The organism is Paenibacillus sp. J22P90 (assembly GCF_059692195.1).
On sequence record NZ_JCAUAY010000003.1, the window covers coordinates 631,781 to 648,504 of the forward strand.

9 protein-coding genes are annotated in these 16,724 nt (G+C 41.1%); all 9 read right to left on the reverse strand.

Annotated features, from left to right (window positions below; translation table 11 throughout):
- Window positions 1–117: 117 nt before the first annotated feature.
- The gene (locus AC58UX_RS13065) at window positions 118–2,217 is read right to left on the reverse strand and encodes a glycosyl hydrolase 115 family protein (protein WP_497253197.1); all 2,100 of its coding nucleotides are present in this window, start codon (window positions 2,215–2,217) and stop codon (window positions 118–120) included.
- On the reverse strand, window positions 2,214–5,477 hold the full coding sequence (locus AC58UX_RS13070) for a glycoside hydrolase family 2 protein (protein WP_497253199.1): 3,264 nt from the start codon (window positions 5,475–5,477) through the stop codon (window positions 2,214–2,216). The genes AC58UX_RS13065 and AC58UX_RS13070 overlap by 4 nt, the downstream gene beginning before the upstream one ends.
- Window positions 5,478–5,537: 60 nt before the next feature.
- The gene (locus AC58UX_RS13075) at window positions 5,538–7,841 is read right to left on the reverse strand and encodes a glycoside hydrolase family 2 TIM barrel-domain containing protein (protein ID WP_497253201.1); all 2,304 of its coding nucleotides are present in this window, start codon (window positions 7,839–7,841) and stop codon (window positions 5,538–5,540) included.
- A gap of 97 nt (window positions 7,842–7,938) precedes the next feature.
- Window positions 7,939–9,840, reverse strand: coding sequence for an alpha-L-arabinofuranosidase family protein (locus AC58UX_RS13080; RefSeq protein ID WP_497253203.1), 1,902 nt, complete (start codon window positions 9,838–9,840; stop codon window positions 7,939–7,941).
- 7 nt (window positions 9,841–9,847) lie between these two features.
- Complete coding sequence (locus tag AC58UX_RS13085) at window positions 9,848–10,693, reverse strand: carbohydrate ABC transporter permease (protein WP_497253205.1); 846 nt, start codon at window positions 10,691–10,693, stop codon at window positions 9,848–9,850.
- 19 nt (window positions 10,694–10,712) lie between these two features.
- Window positions 10,713–11,600, reverse strand: coding sequence for a carbohydrate ABC transporter permease (locus tag AC58UX_RS13090; RefSeq protein ID WP_497253207.1), 888 nt, complete (start codon window positions 11,598–11,600; stop codon window positions 10,713–10,715).
- Between the two features lie 70 nt (window positions 11,601–11,670).
- Complete coding sequence (locus AC58UX_RS13095; protein ID WP_497253209.1) at window positions 11,671–13,002, reverse strand: ABC transporter substrate-binding protein; 1,332 nt, start codon at window positions 13,000–13,002, stop codon at window positions 11,671–11,673.
- Window positions 13,003–13,152: 150 nt separating this feature from the next.
- Window positions 13,153–14,712, reverse strand: a complete 1,560-nt coding sequence (locus tag AC58UX_RS13100; RefSeq protein WP_497253211.1) for a response regulator transcription factor — start codon at window positions 14,710–14,712, stop codon at window positions 13,153–13,155.
- Between the two features lie 2 nt (window positions 14,713–14,714).
- Window positions 14,715–16,505: a cache domain-containing sensor histidine kinase gene (locus AC58UX_RS13105; RefSeq protein WP_497253213.1), complete on the reverse strand. Its 1,791-nt coding sequence runs from the start codon at window positions 16,503–16,505 to the stop codon at window positions 14,715–14,717.
- Between the last annotated feature and the right edge of the window lie 219 nt (window positions 16,506–16,724).

Sequence of the window (16,724 nt, forward strand, 5' to 3'; positions counted from 1 at the left end):
CTATAACTTTATTTTCAGTTTAGAACTTTATTTTCTATAAATATCTAAAATGAAAAAGAACCAACCATAGATGGAAGGTTCCATTTCATCGTAAGCAGATACGTATCCTTTGAAGATCTAAGCCTTGTATGAAGTCATTTCAAAAAAGTTTTTTAATTTTAACGCTAGATCATTGTCTGACAAGGGATTTCGATGCGTATTTTCAAGGTAAATATGCTTTTCCGTCTCAGGCATTAAATATTCTTTATACCAAAGGAAGAAGTCAGGACTATCACCGTGTACACGGAGAAAACGTCGAACTGTATCCACATTACGAATGGTGCTTTCAATATTGGTAAGCCAGTCCGCTCGGTAGAAATTCTCCCACTTGCCATGCTCTGAATCACGGAGTGCCTGCAAGCCTGCTTCATAACCCCATAAGGATTGTGAGGCATATACAAAAGCCTGAGGATATTCCTGTTTCGCATATGCTCGATATGATCTACATAGCCACATAAATCCCTCACAACCTGAGCGATGCAGAATGCCATGTAAGCGGAGATGGTCCGCAACTTGTTTCTTATCCTTCTCATCAAGCCCATCAATTACCTTATCACATCGTTCTACCCAGCTATTCCATTTTATAAGCCCTTCTTGGCATTTTTGCTCAAATAGTTGTACTTGCTCAGCAAAGCTTACATCTCCAGTCGCCCATAATAACCGAGTATCCGTCTTATTCCCCAACCCCTGCAGCCAATGGCCAATCATTTGCCGTGCAGGATGATGGTAATATTCCTCTCCTGCCAGATCATCGGGGTTCGGTCCGTACGAAATAGCGGCATCGGAGTAAGTTCGGTAAAGCTCCATGATTTCCTGATCCTCAGTGTTGTAATAACACTGAACAAACTTCTCCAAATGCAACTCAGTATCAATCGTTCCTTCATTCCATATGACACGAAGAATGTCCAAGGAATAGATGTGGGGGCGGATATTCCCACAATTCAGCAGTAAATATGCGTTAGCTCCTGCAGCGAACGCTTGCTCCACCTCTTTTTTAAGAAAGCTGGCTGATCCTGGGAACATTACTAAATGGTTCGATGCCTGCAAATCATGAAACGTTACATGATAATAAATACCATGCTGGCCTGTGTCGTTTGCGTCCGGCAATGCTTGAACCCGCAAGTTTAAATTACCATGCCGTCGCGATACCATCCTGCCATATCCGTTATCTGCCCAAACTTTGATGACGTCACTCGGCAGTTCGATATAACCGCCTTTGTACAGTTCAGCAATTTCACCATATAAGGCAACACAGTATACAGGATTTATAACAGATTCCCGGATTATATCATACTGCCTGCGGATAACATGACTAATCATCTTACCACGCTTTTCAGGAGTATCAAATGTGGGATCATTCTCCCAGAATGGTTTATCCCCCTGCCCCCGGAAGGAAAGTACCCACAGAATCTTCTTGTCTTTTTGCTTCTCAATGGCTTCGAGCCACAACCGCTCAAACAGCTCTGGTTCTTCCTGATAGCTAGCTATTCTGCCCGGATACGCGCGAAGAAACATCTCAGCACCTAGCGGCTCTGCGTGATGATGCGTTACCCAGAGTCCCATCTCAGCGGCAACATCAAAATGAACTCCTGTCTTCGGTAAGTCTGTACCTGGTATTACCATATTCCCTTTGCAACGGAGTAACGCTTCAAAGACATGCTCCCAGATCTCTCTGGACGGCGGATATGACTCTTTCCATCCAATTAGACATACCTCATCGTTCACAAACCAACCACGAAATTTCACTTTACTTTCTTCTGATTGGTAAGGTTCAACTGGAATCCATATCTCATTCCTAATTTGTATCGTCTGATCCGCCCAAAACCAGAACGGTTGCACGCCCAAATATCGTTCTGTAAAATATAGCATTCCATACACAAGGCCCAGTTCATCATGTCCAATGATTTCAATCTGGCTTTGTGATTCCGCAACTCGAAATTGAAAGGCGAATGCTTCATCGCGTCTCGGAACAGAATCATCCTCTGTCGCGAAACGAATTCTTATTTCTGCCTTTTCATCTGCAACAATTACCTCTGGTTCTTTCCCCAATACTGCCTTTAAGTCACGCCTAAACATCCTCAATCCATGCATGACGGGTGGTGTTAATATCTCAGGAACGGCAATTCTGACATTGCCCGTTAATCGCATTGAATCAACCGATTTACTCACGACATTCATTCCCCTCTTATTGCTACATCACTAGTGCGTCCTAATTTCGTATATACTCGGCCAGTATACCCCGAGGAAACTTTAATTGGAGGTTTGATATAATTCCCCCAAGAAAGCTCAGGGTAATTAAACGCACTATTAATAATGAATCGGGTGTCCCCAATCTCATGGCTATCAAGTATGACAAAATAGTCAATATTTACATAACTGTTATTGGAGCCAGAAGCTTTCTCACCAGTCACTTCAATACGAATGGTATGCTCACCCATCGGCAAGTCTTGAATAGCGTATGCCAAGTGGCGGTAAAACTTCTTATACCCACGGGCAATCTTTTCAGCTTGTCTTAAACCCAAATCAATCGCATCGTCCTTTAGTTCACCGTCAATATAAACCTTTGCCATTCCACATATGCCATCCAAGCTAGAGAACCAAGCAATTCCTGTACCAGTAAAGGTATATTGACAGAAGTCTCCTGCCTTACTTGACCATGTTTCTGTACCGTCTAAACTACGATGCTTTGTGGTCTGCCTGAGCCAATTACCTCCATAACTCAAAGAGGGATCTCTATCTGAAATGACATTTCTTTGATTAAAATTAATCTCCATGCGTACCGCATCCCTACCGTCGGATAGGACGGTGAAAGCCGCTTCATTCTTTTCCATAGAGGCACGAAGAATAGAAGGTTTGGTACTTGTAAAGTCCCGCGTACCTCGACGTCCAATGTCATTTTTGCCAAAGAGTATCCAATCTTTCTCATCCAATTCCCAACCCCACTCAGGAGGCGAGTCAGCTACGTTCACGCCTTTAGAGTTAAATTTGGAAGTCTGCCCCTCCAAACGACCAATATGTCCTTCTGGATAGACATTCCACAAGCCTACCCGCTTCCATGATAATAAACCCAATGATTCGGGCACAGTAAAGGAAATGCCTACCTCGTCATAGCCGCCAGAATGACTAGTAATTGAACTGCTTAATGCCACTTCCCGAGGATTGGGATAAGGCATCTCTGTTACCGTATAGGTTGTTTCCATAAGACCTTCCGCATCTACACAAATTACAAAGCGAACTTTCACATCTCCGTAACAGCCATCGAGCGTAACTTTTGCACAACCAGCTACTAAACATGCATCCATATGTTCCAATTGCCATGGGCCTAAGTCTAGCCCAATTAAGTTCAAAGTCGGCCCACCTGTGAGTACCTTTGTGTTTTGATCATATCCTTCCGTAATCAGCCCGGTCTGTGTGGAGAATGATAAGGAGAAATTTTTGCCATAGATTCGTAACGAATCCTCCTTTTCTTCCATGCAAGGCTCTATACCGTTGAGACGAGGCAAACAAAGCTCTGGCCTACCCAAGGAATAAGAGGCTTCTTCAACTTGGAATCCAAATGGATCGGTAAAAGTTAGTTCCAGTGTTTCCTCCGACATAAATTGAATTGGAATTTCCAAGACTCCTTCACCCCGAGGTGGAACATCAGGACCTTGGAGTTCGCCATTGAGGTCTGCCAGTTTCCAGTGAATGCGCAGCTCATTTAAATTGGTATGATTAAATCGATTTCGGATGGAAAGTAGTAATCGATTTTCTTCTCCCCTTGGTTCATCCAGCAAGCGAACCGGTGAGAACCCCTTACGAGTGTGCCAATACTCTGGTTTTATCCGGCGCCAACCGTCAATAATTCCCCATGAGCGTCCAAGCAAGCAGTGATCTTTGACCATTACTTCGTCAATGCCTGCCCAAATTGCGCAGCCTAATGCACCTGGGGTTTCCCAAAGTCGATCCCAGAATTGGTTTATTGTTTCCCCCCAGAAGTCTCGAACTCCTTGATCTCGTTGTTGCTCATAGAGGTTATAGCAAGGTATATGAGTCGATTCGTCATGCAGCACAGGAAAAGGATGAGGCTCACGGTAACTGCGACGATGAGCCTCCGTCAAATCCGTCAAGTCTTGCCCCCATTTGTCGTAGTGTACACTCCAAATATCCACTGAGTTATCATCTTCCATCTGGGTGAGAGGATAGCTGAAGATTGTAAGACGACTAGGATCTTCCTCATGGGCATATGCATTCATCTTAGCAATATTCTCACCCCAATAGCTTTCATTAGCCAGTGACCAAATAATCACGCTAGGATGAGAACGGTCCCTTTCGATCATTTCGGAAAATTGTCCAAGATAGCACGCTGTATATGCAGGATCGCTTTCGGTATGCCAAACGCCGTATCCTAGGAAAGACACAGCGATTTCATCCTCGACATACATGCCGTATTGATCACATAAGTCTAGAAAATCAGGACGAGGTGGATAATGACTAGTGCGAATAAAGTTTATATTTGCCTTTTTAAATAACAGGATGTCCTCTTCCACCAGTTCCCGAGTAAGGGCTCGGCCTGTAATAGGATGAATATCATGACGATTGATTCCTCGTAGTTTGAGAAGATCACCATTAATAAAAATCTCGTTACTTCGACGCTCAATTTGCCTAAAGCCGATTTTCTTGGTAACCACTTCCTGCAAAATTCCCTCTACAATTACCGAAGCGGTTAAGGTATATAGATAAGGGTGCTCACTATCCCATTTCATGGGAGCAGAAATAGGATAGTGCCCCACCACATCAGATCCTGCTTCACCACTGAGTGAACCAAGAGATATTAACTCTCCCCTAGGTGAAGTTAACTCAAGCAATACAGAACCACTTCCACCCGCAATAACAGTAAAGATTGTTAGGGTAGCATCGATATAATTAGTGTCAAAGATCGTATCCACATGAAGACGAGCTAAATAAATCTCGGGGACTGTATAGAGACTCACATCCCGTATGAGACCCCCGCGGTGGAACGGGTTGACTTCTAATGGCTTGTCGGTAATACCCACTACCAGCCGATGTTGGTTCCCAGGAGTAACATAATTCGTAATATCACAATCCCAACTGACAAAGCCGCCATAATGATCACGGATAAAGACACCATCCACGAACACCCTTGCATAGCAATTCGCACCGTCAAAACGCAAAAATATTCTATTTTGTTTCCATTCCACAGGAATATCTATAATACGAGTATAGGCATATTCATCTTCACCTGCCTCGATTTGCATAGGAACATTGGAATCTTGCCAACTAGAGAAATCTGTGGAAGAATCATGAAAATTTGCTGGAGGGTACAACTCCATCTTCCAATCGCTTCCGTTCAGACTAACCTGGCAAAAGTCTAAATGACTTGTTTTCTGGGGCAAAGGATTTAGTTGAGTCCGTGGCCAAATCGTTGAATTACTCATGAGTAACTCCTCCTGATTGACAGTATTTCAATCGTCATTTACTGAAATCTTATCCAATACTTAGACAACATGAATAACCAGTTGGGCCGGCAACATCCCCTCAGCGTAGGCAGACAGAACGACTCTTCCCTTCTCTCCCGTCAACCGAACCACTGTACTAACACAACCACGATACATATGCATCCAATTACGATTATAGGGTTCGCTCGAACAGAGGTCGCCATTGTCCACCGCGATGATTTCAGCTGATCCTTCAACCTGAAATGTAACTTTAGCACTCTCACGGAAAACAAATACGCCTTCTGCGTCCTTAGCCCGAACGGTAAATAATTTCTGGTAGCCAGCCGCTGCCCCCAAACGAATCTCTTCTTGGTCGAAGCAAAGCTGAACGGCATGCCCCGCAGTTTGTAACTTATATTGAGCTACTTCTTGGCCATTAATATACCCTCTTACTGTGACAGTCCCAGGGAAATACGGAAGATAGCCGGTTATCATTCGGTTGGGGAAAGAAGAAGGCGTAGGTAAATTGTACTTTCTATCATTGACTTCAATTTTTACCTCTTCACAATTTGTTGCAATCATATATGGAATCACGGTCTTATTAAACTGCGGGAAATTCCAATGGCTCGCATACCTTGGTGCATCCCAATGCTCCTTTACCCCTTCATCCTGTAATGAGTAATCCATTACGGCCATATAGATCATTGGCTCCTCAGACCAATAGCTTTGATAAAGATAAGAGAGTGGCTTACGCTCTGTATTCGTCAAGAACAAGGAACCCGCCCATCCCTTTGCCGGATAGCCCATGGACTCACCCAAGTAATCGATACCCGTCCATAGCATGCCGCCAATGACGTAATCGTGCTTCTCCACATCCATCCAAGGCACATCATCACTAAAATTCTGCATAGAATCCGGATGTCCACGGAAAAACTGATAAGTTTCGGTACCGAGAATTAGTTTATCTGGTACAGCTTTGTGAATGTCCGGATACCATTGCTCCTGATAATTACAGCAGATGACATCGACCAACTCAGCAATTCTGCGAATGCGCTCCACACGTTCCTCATTATTATCAATTTCACGTTCATCCACTTGGTCTACAAACTGTTGAATATCCTCCACCTTAGAAATATCTACATTGCTTTCATATTTAAAGTGCGGATTCATGGCATAAGAAATAGGCCTAGTATCATCAAGAGTTAAAATGTGCTCCTTGAGCATTTTTAATATTTTCAGCATTGATGCCTGGCCTTGAAATTCAACCTCATTCCCGACTCCCCACATAAAGATGGAGGGATGGTTCCGGTCTCTTTTTACCATGCATTCCAAATCCTTCTGCCATTCCGTCTCAAAATATCTGCCGTACGCGCCTCCCGTCCACTTATCAAAGGGCTCCTCGTACACAAAAAGTCCCAGTTCATCACACAAATCAAGAAATTCAGGGGCAAAAATATGGTGAGAGCAGCGAACCGCATTGCATCCCATTGATTTAAATTTGATCAATCTGTCCTTCCAGATTTCCGCTGGGACAGCCGTACCTAAGCAACCTGCATCTTGGTGTATGCAAAATCCCTTGATCTTTGTCATCCGGCCATTCAAGAACATGCCCTTGCCTGGAGTCATCTGAATGTCGCGAATACCGATTCTTAAGCTATATTGATCGATCGCTTCATTCCCTTCAAATAGTGTCAAATCAACCTGGTATAAATGAGGATTCTCTGGACTCCATAGCCTAGCCTCAGGTAGTTCGAAACGGATGACGCCATTATCCGACTCTCCGGAAATCGAAAAGCTAACATCGGCTATTGTTGCCTTTACCAAAGAGGTAGTTCCTGTCCGAACGGTCACAATAGCTGTGTCTCCCTCTAATGCAGAAGTCACTTGAATATTATCTGGATTCAAATGATTTCTGTACAATTTAAGCAGCGTCACATTTCTATAAATGCCTGCCCCGGAATACCATCTATCCGCTGGAAAAGCCGTGTTATCCACCTTGACCAGGATCTGATTGTCCCCTTCGTGAATGAGGTCCGTAATGTCTAAAGTGAACTGGGAATATCCGTACTTTTGACTACCGGCTTCTTTTCCGTTTACCCATACCGTGCTGTTCTCATAAACGCCGTCAAACCTCAACTTGTACACGTGATCAGCTGTCTTCTCGATTATGTTGAGATTACGTCTATACCAACCAATTCCCCATCTATCTCGAAATCCCTGAGCTTCCGCCTGTTTCATGTCACGAGAAATAGGGGCTGTTATTGCCCAATCGTGCGGTATCGTTACCGGTTCAAAGTTCTGATCGTTCGGCTCCTTTAAAGTAAACTCCCAGCCATTCAGTATTTTCGTTTCTAGTCGTCCCATCTTGAAGCATCCTTTCCCACTTGGAGTCGTTTAGTATATTTTGTTATAAAGCAATAAAGCTGCCGATCGTTCCGACAGCTTCGTAATTACACAGTATTTATTTCATAAGTTTTAGACAGACAAAGCTTAATGGCGGAAAGACCGCAATATTCTCATGTATGCATGGTGTACATGCCTGCACGCAATTCTCGTGTTCCATCTGCCGAACTAGTCGCCCACTTCCATGTAGACCTTCCTGGCATTCCCAGTCACCATTTGGCAATGCAGCTTCGATTGCCAGACTAGAATGATTAACAATATAAAGTTGTTCTACACCTTCAATTGTTTTCGTCGCGAGTGCGAAAAGACGCTCATCACCGATTGTGACCTTGGTAGATACACAGGGTTGGAACACCTTCATAAACATCGCGAAGATCTCTCCCATGCAGGACAAATAACTACTATCCTTGGTTGCTTCAATGACATTCTGTCCCCATGTGTTGCACAGGTTATTAAAATTCGCCAGCGCGAATTCACCGCCATAACTAATATAATCCAACAGACGGTGCGCTCCATTTAATGCATAATTCCAACTCAGCTGCTGCGTCGAAAAGATGTTCCTATAATCGTTCGTTACCTTGCCATTCCAACTGAAATCTATGGGAACTAATGGATCTTCGAAGGGTTCAATACTTTTACAGGATGGAAGCCATTCTGTATTGACCAGTTTCAACTGCGTGCCATTTCTCTCATTGTATGCTCGAAGCACCTGCAGAACCTTCGTAACGAAATTGGGGCTTCCCTTCCTGTAGATCACATAATTAATGTCTCTTCCTGCAATCTCGAGCATATGAGGCAGCAATTCAAGCGGATAGGTATATCCAGCGAGCATGAATTCAATTGTTGGATCAGCCTGACGCATCTCACGTGAGTAAGCTACACACTGCTGTGCATATTGCTCTGCCGTCCATTTCCGATTAGGTTCATTGTCCATCTCAAATAGTTTGACCTCATAAGGAGCAGCATTTCCGTTAAGCATTCGCAAGCGTCCCATGCCTGTATCTACATTGGCATTCAAATATTCGATCATTTGCCGCGCTTTAAAAGGTGTTGAGGTCATCATATTGAAGCAAATCTGCGGCTCAAAACCAACGAGTTTGGATAAATGCATAAATTCATCCAATCCAACGTCGTTTTCTTCCAGTCCTCCCCAGTAAAAACTTGGCTGAGGTTCACGAGCATCGCGATCACCGATCGAACTTTCCCAATTGTAAAAGCTCACAAAACAACCACCTGGGAAACGGACGACGCTAGGTTTCACTTCGCGCAATTTTCCCACCACATCCAAGCGCCAGCCGCCTATATTATCTGTAGGCATAAGTGACGCGCAAGAGAGTAAGAGTGTCCCCTCAAAAGCAAAGGTTAACCGAAGTTCTACTACTTCCGTTTCCATGGCCTCGAATTCCCATTCAAAGGATTGGGTCATTGTCGTAAGCGCAAAAACCGTTTCATGGCTCCCCAGCTGAACATGCAATTGCTTTACCAGATCGCTATGAATTGTTTCACCGAAACCATTTAATCCTGCGCTGCCTATGTCACCACGATGCCCAGCTAGTAAGCGCAGTTGATAGGATTTTCCCTTCTGGAGATGTATCCCCTTCTGCGCCACGCCACAGATCTGGCCCTCGACTGTATTCTGCACCATAAAGGATGTAGTCCCTTTATACGTATAATTGCCGCATGAATGTCGTACTTCTGGATTACCAAGCAACACCCAATCGTTTTCCTCGTAACCGTTGTGCCAAAATGGTGCTTGATCGTTATAGTGCTCCCTATCCAAACCGAGCCATGCCCATGTAGCCTTGTTATATTCCGGAACTTTACGGAAAGCACGGTTGTACAGCATTTCAGCCCATAGGCCACTAACCTGCCTGCCGAAGCCGGACTCAATAAAGTTGCCAAATATACGTTTATCAGATGGTATTTCTGTCCATTGTTCTGCTAATTTGAGTTCAATCATGATCACATTAACCTTTCAATCCAGTTGTACTTATTCCGTCTACGATATAACGCTGGAAGATGAAAAAGACAGTTACTGGAACCGTTAGAGATAAGGTTGCCATCGCAAACATAGCTCCCCAATCTGTTTGAGAACTTGGATCAGAAAATAGTCGAATGGCTACACTTACCGTGTATAGCTTTGGTTTACCCAAATAAATCAACGCACCCATAAAATCATCCCAGGCCCAATAAAATTGGAAAATAGCTGCTGTAATCAACACAGGTTTGATTAAAGGCAAAATAACGCGATAATAAATCATAAACCGGTTACATCCGTCCATCTTTGCCGCTTCATCCAATTCATAAGGCAATGTACGAATAAACTGCATCATTAAAAATACAAAGAAAGCAGAGCCAAAAAAAGCAGGTATGACCAACGGCAAAAATGTGTTAATCCAATCTAATTTATAGAAGATAATATATTGTGGGATTCGGATAATCTCACCTGGTAACAACATAGATAGAATCACTGTGCTGAACCAAAACTTTTTGAATCGGAAATTAATTCTCGCAAATCCGTAAGCAATAAGTGAAGAGGATATCAAAACACCTATAACAGATAATATGGCAACATAGAATGAATTCTTAAAAAATACAGCAAAAGTATTCCCAGCGAATCCCTTCCAACCTCTTGTGTAATTATCAAAATGCCAACCAACAGGGACCAAACTATGCGCGTTAACGAAAACCTGTGAACTCTCCTTTAGCGAACTAGAAATCATCCAAAAAATAGGATACAAGGTGATGAGTGCGATCGGGATCAAGAAGGCGTGAAACAATATACGACTAACATTTTTTCGTTTTATTACCATATTCAAATTCCTTCCTTCATCACTCATAATGTACCCAAGAAGAGGATGAGCGAAAAATTAATGCAGTGAGAAGCGCAACGAGAACTAACATAATACAAGATAATGCCGCAGCGTAGCCCATTTCGAAGAATTGAAAGCCCCTATTATAAACATAAAGCTGATAAAACAACGTTTTATCTAAAGGACCGCCGTTGGTAATGACCAAACCTTGCGTAAAGGTCATAAATCCGCCAATTACTTGCATAACAAGATTAAAAAGAATGACTGGAGTCAGGATAGGAAGGGTAATATAGAAGAACTTCTGAAATGCACCCGCACCGTCAACAACAGCTGCCTCATAGTAGGATGAAGAGATATTCTTCAAACCCGCAAGGAAGATAACCATTGCAGCACCAAACTGCCATGTAGACAAAAGTATAAGGGAATATAGAGCAGTTTTCGGATCAGCAATCCAGGAAATATCCATTTTAATACCCAACAAATTATAAATAAAAGAGTTTACGGCTCCATCTCTGGAGAAGATTTTCCCCCACATCACGGCTACTGCAACGCTTCCGCCAATAATGGAAGGAATGTATAGCAGTGTTCGGTAAACCCCGATCAGTTTCATCCCTCGATTTAACAGTAGTGCGACCATGAGCGCTACAACAAGCTTTACAGGTACGGCAACTAATACATAGTTAAAAGTCACTTTAAAAGCTTGATAAAACTTTGAATCATGAATAATGTTGGCGAAATTCTCCATCCCAATAAATTGCGGCGGCGACAGCAGATCATATTTGGTGAAAGCAAAATAGATTAAACAACCTAAAGGTATTAATGTTAATCCTACGAAGCCGATAATCCATGGCAGGATAAATCCATAACCAGCTATATTTTCAGTATTACTCACTCGAGATTTCATCATATTGATTTCTCCATGTTAGTTGCGGCCAGCTGCATGTTCATCACATATCTGGCTGGCCGCAAATTATTTATTATTTTTTAGCCGCCAATTGCGTAGATTCTTCTTTAAACTGTTTATAAGCAGCTTCAGGCGTAATTTTATCGAATAGAATCTGCTCATCTAAGCTTTTAAACAAAGCTTCAATTTGAGAGAAATTGTTAGGTCCTGGCGGATCCATTGGACTACTCTTCAGCGAGACTTTATCTTGGAATTGATAAATCTCTTGCTGAACAGGCGTTGCTGCTTGGCTCAATGCAGCACGGATATTCGAGGATACAGGAACTCCTCTTTCTCCATTCAGAATTTTGTTCGCTTCAACGTCGTTAATAAAATAATTGATAAACTTCGCTGATTCTTCTTTATTTTTAGAATTCACGGAGATGGCAAAATGCAAACCAGGTCTTACATCATATCCTTTTTCCCGATTTGGCCCCGGCAGTGGAATGAGCAATAAATCTCTTCCTGCTGCTTTCTCTATTTGAGTAAGCTGATTATTATACAAAGAACTAATAGCCGCTTTACCTTTTACCGTTTGGGAATCTTCAATACCTTTCTGTTGCTTGATAACATCGACTGGCGGAATCAGACCTTGCTTTATTAATCTTTTCTTCATGTTATAGAAACTTACGTATGTTTTTTCATCCACACCGGTTCCAGTTGAACTGTAAAGCACTTGACCATATTGTCTTGCATAATAAGGGAAAAGGTTGACTGAATCCATGACATCATCCCCACCATATGCCCCCGTTACCGCTTTCAATTTCACCAAATCTTTCTCTAAGTCTTCCCACGTTGCATATCCTTCTGTCGGTATCGCTAATCCAGCTTTCTTATAGATTTCAGGATCTATATAAAATGCTTTTGAGTTCACGCTAAGAGGGATTCCATACAGCTTACCATTCATCTTTCCACTCTCAACGAGACTTGGGCTGATTTTGCTAATATCAATGAGTCCCTTGCTTACATAGTCATCCAAAGGCTCTACAAGGTTCTTTTGGAAGTATTGGTCGTTACCCACATACCACTGAAAAATATCAGGCATACTATTCGAAGCAGCCAGCATCGTAAGTTTGCTGTAGTAACCATCAAACCCAGTGTATTCAGGTGCAAATGTGATAGTAGGATTGTTTTTCGAATACAGCTCTAATACCTTATTTGTCCCATCATGTCTAGGCTGATTCCCCCACCAAAAAATGCTTAAATTAGCTGGTTTGGCTGGTTTGGCTTGAGTCGTAGCAGCAGCACTTGCAGTTGGGCTAGCGGCTGGACTGGCGCTTGGGCTATCACTTTTAGTTGAACATGCTGTTAATGCGAATGACATCATCAGAGAAATTGATAGAACGACAGATAAGTTTTTTTTCATCTCGACGGATCCCCTTTCATCTTTTCGAAGTACTTCGCTAATTGAGGGCCCTAGCATTAGAGAAGTTTAACTTCTTACTAAAATAGTAACACCTTCATGATTTGTTAAGAATGGAAATAACCGAGATCATACTTGAAAAAAATAGACGACTTACCTTTCGGTTTCAGTCGCCTTTTTATATTCAGATGGAGTCATACCTGTATGTTTCTTAAACACTTTACTAAAATACTGGGCATCTTCAGAGAAACCTGTCAATCTAGATATCTCGGTAATTTTGAGTTCATTATTAGTTTCAATCAAATGCTGGGCAAGCTCCATTCTCTTATTTAAAACGTATTGTGAGAATCTTACACCCGTTTCTTTAGCAAATACTTTCCCCATATAATCCTCATTCATATAAAGAAGCTCATTCGCAATCCATTTTAAGGACAATTCTTGATTGCTAATGTTTTTTTGTACAATTTCTTTTACCGCTTGGATCAAATGATTTTGTTGTTTAATCGTTTTATCGTAATTTTCTTTGGCAATTTCGTTAGCTACTTTTTTCAAAAATCCAAAAATATGACTAATCGATTCAAATTCCTGAAACTTTGACACATTTTGAATCTGCTTACTTAAAAGTTCCTCGTGACTGTGTCTTATGATTTTCAAAAACAATTCTAAGCAATACGCCTTAATTTCATTGATTTTCAGCTTTTCTACTTCAAATTGAACAAACATATCTTCCAGAAGGGTATTCAACTCTGCAAGGCTACCGGTTCTTACCGAAGAAACGATCCCTTCAAAAATTAATGTAATATCCAAGACTTGCTCTCTTCGGTTAGCATCAATATCGTCCATCGTTATAATGCCGTCTTCTTCAATATAGAAGCGGAATTTTAAGCACTCCTGTGCCTCTTTATACAACGAACGAACACTGGTTACTGTCCCCTCTCTACTCACAGCCATACAGAGATTAATCTTGTAGTAGCTTTTATATACTTGTCTGATTTGAACCAAGAACTCGGAAAGATCTTGAAGTTCTATTGAATTAACAATTAAAAGCACGCGATTCTCAATGATGGTACTTAGAAAAAATCTTTTTTCCGTAAGTATTTCCTCAGCAATATTTTTTAACGCAAACTTTTCAATATAATCCGAAGATTTATCAAACATAATGAGAACAACCTTATACTTCTGAGTCGATATTTTTAAAGGATCCATAAAATATTCGCAATCATTTTCATTAAATACACCTGTAATAGCAATATCCCTTAGGATTTGTTCCTTCACAAAAGGCAACATTTTTTCAAGCTTGCTCTCCAAGCCTTGAATAAAACGATCCTCACTTGCTTTGCTTTCCAATTCATTTCTGACATTACCCAAAACTTCAATAATTTTGTTTTCATTGCTCGGTTTTAAGAGATAATGCTTAACTCCGGATGCCATTGCTTGGCTTGTATAATCATACTCACCGTATCCAGATAAAACGACAAATACTGTATTGGGATAAAGCGCTTTTACGTTGCTAATCAGTTGCAAACCGTTCATAACAGGCATCTTAATATCCGTAATAACAATTTCAGGCTGGTGCAACTTAATTTGATCTAACGCCTCAAACCCATCCTTCGCTGCACCTAGGAAATGAAATTGATGGGCATCCCAATTAATTAAGTTAGAAATGCTATCTCTAGCAATTTCTTCATCGTCAACTAACAATACTTTATACATAATCATTCACACCTCATTGGAATTGTCATCATTACTTTCATTCCATGTCCTAGCATACTGTCATACTCCAAACCATAGGGTTCACCAAAAAGAAGCTTTAGACGCTCATTGATATTTTTGAGTCCGATTCCGCTACCCGTTGTTTGCACCTCATGCTTACGTAATTTTTCTAAAAGTTCCTCTTCGACTCCTGGCCCATTATCCTTTACCGTCAAAATGATCATTCCCGAAGCGACTTGCGCGGTAACCGAGATCTTACACACATCTAACATATTTTCTAAACCATGGCGAATTGCATTCTCTACGATCGGTTGTAGTGACATTTTTGGAATTCGGTATTCTTTGTAGGTTTCATCAATATCAACAAGAAATTGCAACCGATTCGTATAACGAAACTTTTGGATGGTAATGTAATTCTCAAGTAAAAGGATCTCTTCACCTATTGAAATGACAGCTTCCATATTGCCAATCGAAGCACGAAGCAAGTTGCTCAGCGACTCAACCATCATAGAAATCGGTTCTTGTTGATTAGCCCTTGCAAGCCAATTAATCGAACTCAACGTGTTATACAAAAAATGCGGGTTAATTTGCGCCTGCAAAGCCATATATTCGGTCTCTTTTATTATCAGTTGTTTATCATAATTTTCCTTGATCAGATCGTTTATTCGCCCAATCATGATATAAAACCGTTTCTGAAGGTACCCGACCTCGTCTGAACGTTCCACGCCTCTCCACTCTAATTCTGGTATTTCGAAGTCACCTTTTTCAGCAATACTCATTTGTTTCGTTAGATTTTCGATCGGCTTTGTAATGTTTCTGGATAACCGAAAAGCAATAAATATAGCCGATACAAATAAGATAATGAATGTAGCGAGGACAATGTTTCTTAAAAAAATATTGTGTCTAAAAATTTGATCATAGGGGAGTACACTCACATACATCCAGCCTAAACGCTCTGAAGTGACATAGGCCATAAAATATGTTTTCCCTTCAATCGTTCGTATAGTATACCCCTGATTATTGGGAAACTGGATACCTTGAAAATCAAGAATAGAGTCTGTAAGGTGCGAAAACAATATTTTTTGATTGGTTCGGACGAAAAACTCCGTATTGGCATAAGGTAATAATTTTAAATGATCATAAAATAAATCTTTTGGGTTAATTTGAAACAATAAGGTGCCAAGTGGCTCAAGTATGGAATTTGTCGTGGATAAGATCTCTCTTGCTGCTATAAAATACGGATGCGTTTCATCTGGTTCTATCCAAACTAAACCGCCATTTTCTTTTATCGCCTGACGGATTATTTTTTCTTTTTGTGAATCATCAATTACAAGTAAATCTCGTCCAACAGTTAAGTTGTACCCTTTCGTATCAGCAAACGTAATCGATGAGATTTTCTTCTCAGACATACTATATAACTGAATTTTATTCATAAAATTACTAAGCTCTTTGTATTTTTCGTAGTCTCCAACCGTCTTTTGAATTTTCTGCAATTGTTCCTGATTACTGTTATCTAAAGCCAAATTTAATGATTGTTTCTCAACATTGTTAATGTTGTTCTCGATATCAAGCAACGATACATTTAGAACTTGAGAAAGTTGCTTATAAAGCTGTTCATCGTATGATTTGAATGAATAATTAAGAGCAATTAGACTAACACTGCAAACCGCACTCAAAAACATAAATAGAATTAACATAAATTTCTGTTTGAGTTTGAGATCGTTATACCTCTGAAAAATCCATCTAGTCCAATATAAAGGCTTAATATAGTTACTAAATTCTATTTTTTTCATTTATTCACTCCCCAAAACTTCTTCCAAGTTCCAGCACATCACCAGTTTTACTTCCATTATGCCACTGCTCTTACAACAATGAAAATAAATGCCGCGGCATTAACATCATATATCCTTGTTATTATTGCCGATATGGAATAAACCGATCTTTTTTCTTGAATAAAGTCGAGAAATTCGAGACTGGAAAGATATTTCAAATTAAAAGCCTTCACTTGTAAA

Excerpts from the sequence above, each read along its gene's own strand:
- AC58UX_RS13065 (WP_497253197.1), bottom strand. The coding sequence starts at position 2,217 with ATGAATGTCGTGAGTAAATCGGTTGATTCAATGCGATTAACGGGCAAT.
- AC58UX_RS13070 (WP_497253199.1), bottom strand. The coding sequence starts at position 5,477 with ATGAGTAATTCAACGATTTGGCCACGGACTCAACTAAATCCTTTGCCC.
- AC58UX_RS13075 (WP_497253201.1), bottom strand. The coding sequence starts at position 7,841 with ATGGGACGACTAGAAACGAAAATACTGAATGGCTGGGAGTTTACTTTA.
- AC58UX_RS13080 (WP_497253203.1), bottom strand. The coding sequence starts at position 9,840 with ATGATTGAACTCAAATTAGCAGAACAATGGACAGAAATACCATCTGAT.
- AC58UX_RS13085 (WP_497253205.1), bottom strand. The coding sequence starts at position 10,693 with ATGGTAATAAAACGAAAAAATGTTAGTCGTATATTGTTTCACGCCTTC.
- AC58UX_RS13090 (WP_497253207.1), bottom strand. The coding sequence starts at position 11,600 with ATGATGAAATCTCGAGTGAGTAATACTGAAAATATAGCTGGTTATGGA.
- AC58UX_RS13095 (WP_497253209.1), bottom strand. The coding sequence starts at position 13,002 with ATGAAAAAAAACTTATCTGTCGTTCTATCAATTTCTCTGATGATGTCA.
- AC58UX_RS13100 (WP_497253211.1), bottom strand. The coding sequence starts at position 14,712 with ATGTATAAAGTATTGTTAGTTGACGATGAAGAAATTGCTAGAGATAGC.
- AC58UX_RS13105 (WP_497253213.1), bottom strand. The coding sequence starts at position 16,505 with ATGAAAAAAATAGAATTTAGTAACTATATTAAGCCTTTATATTGGACT.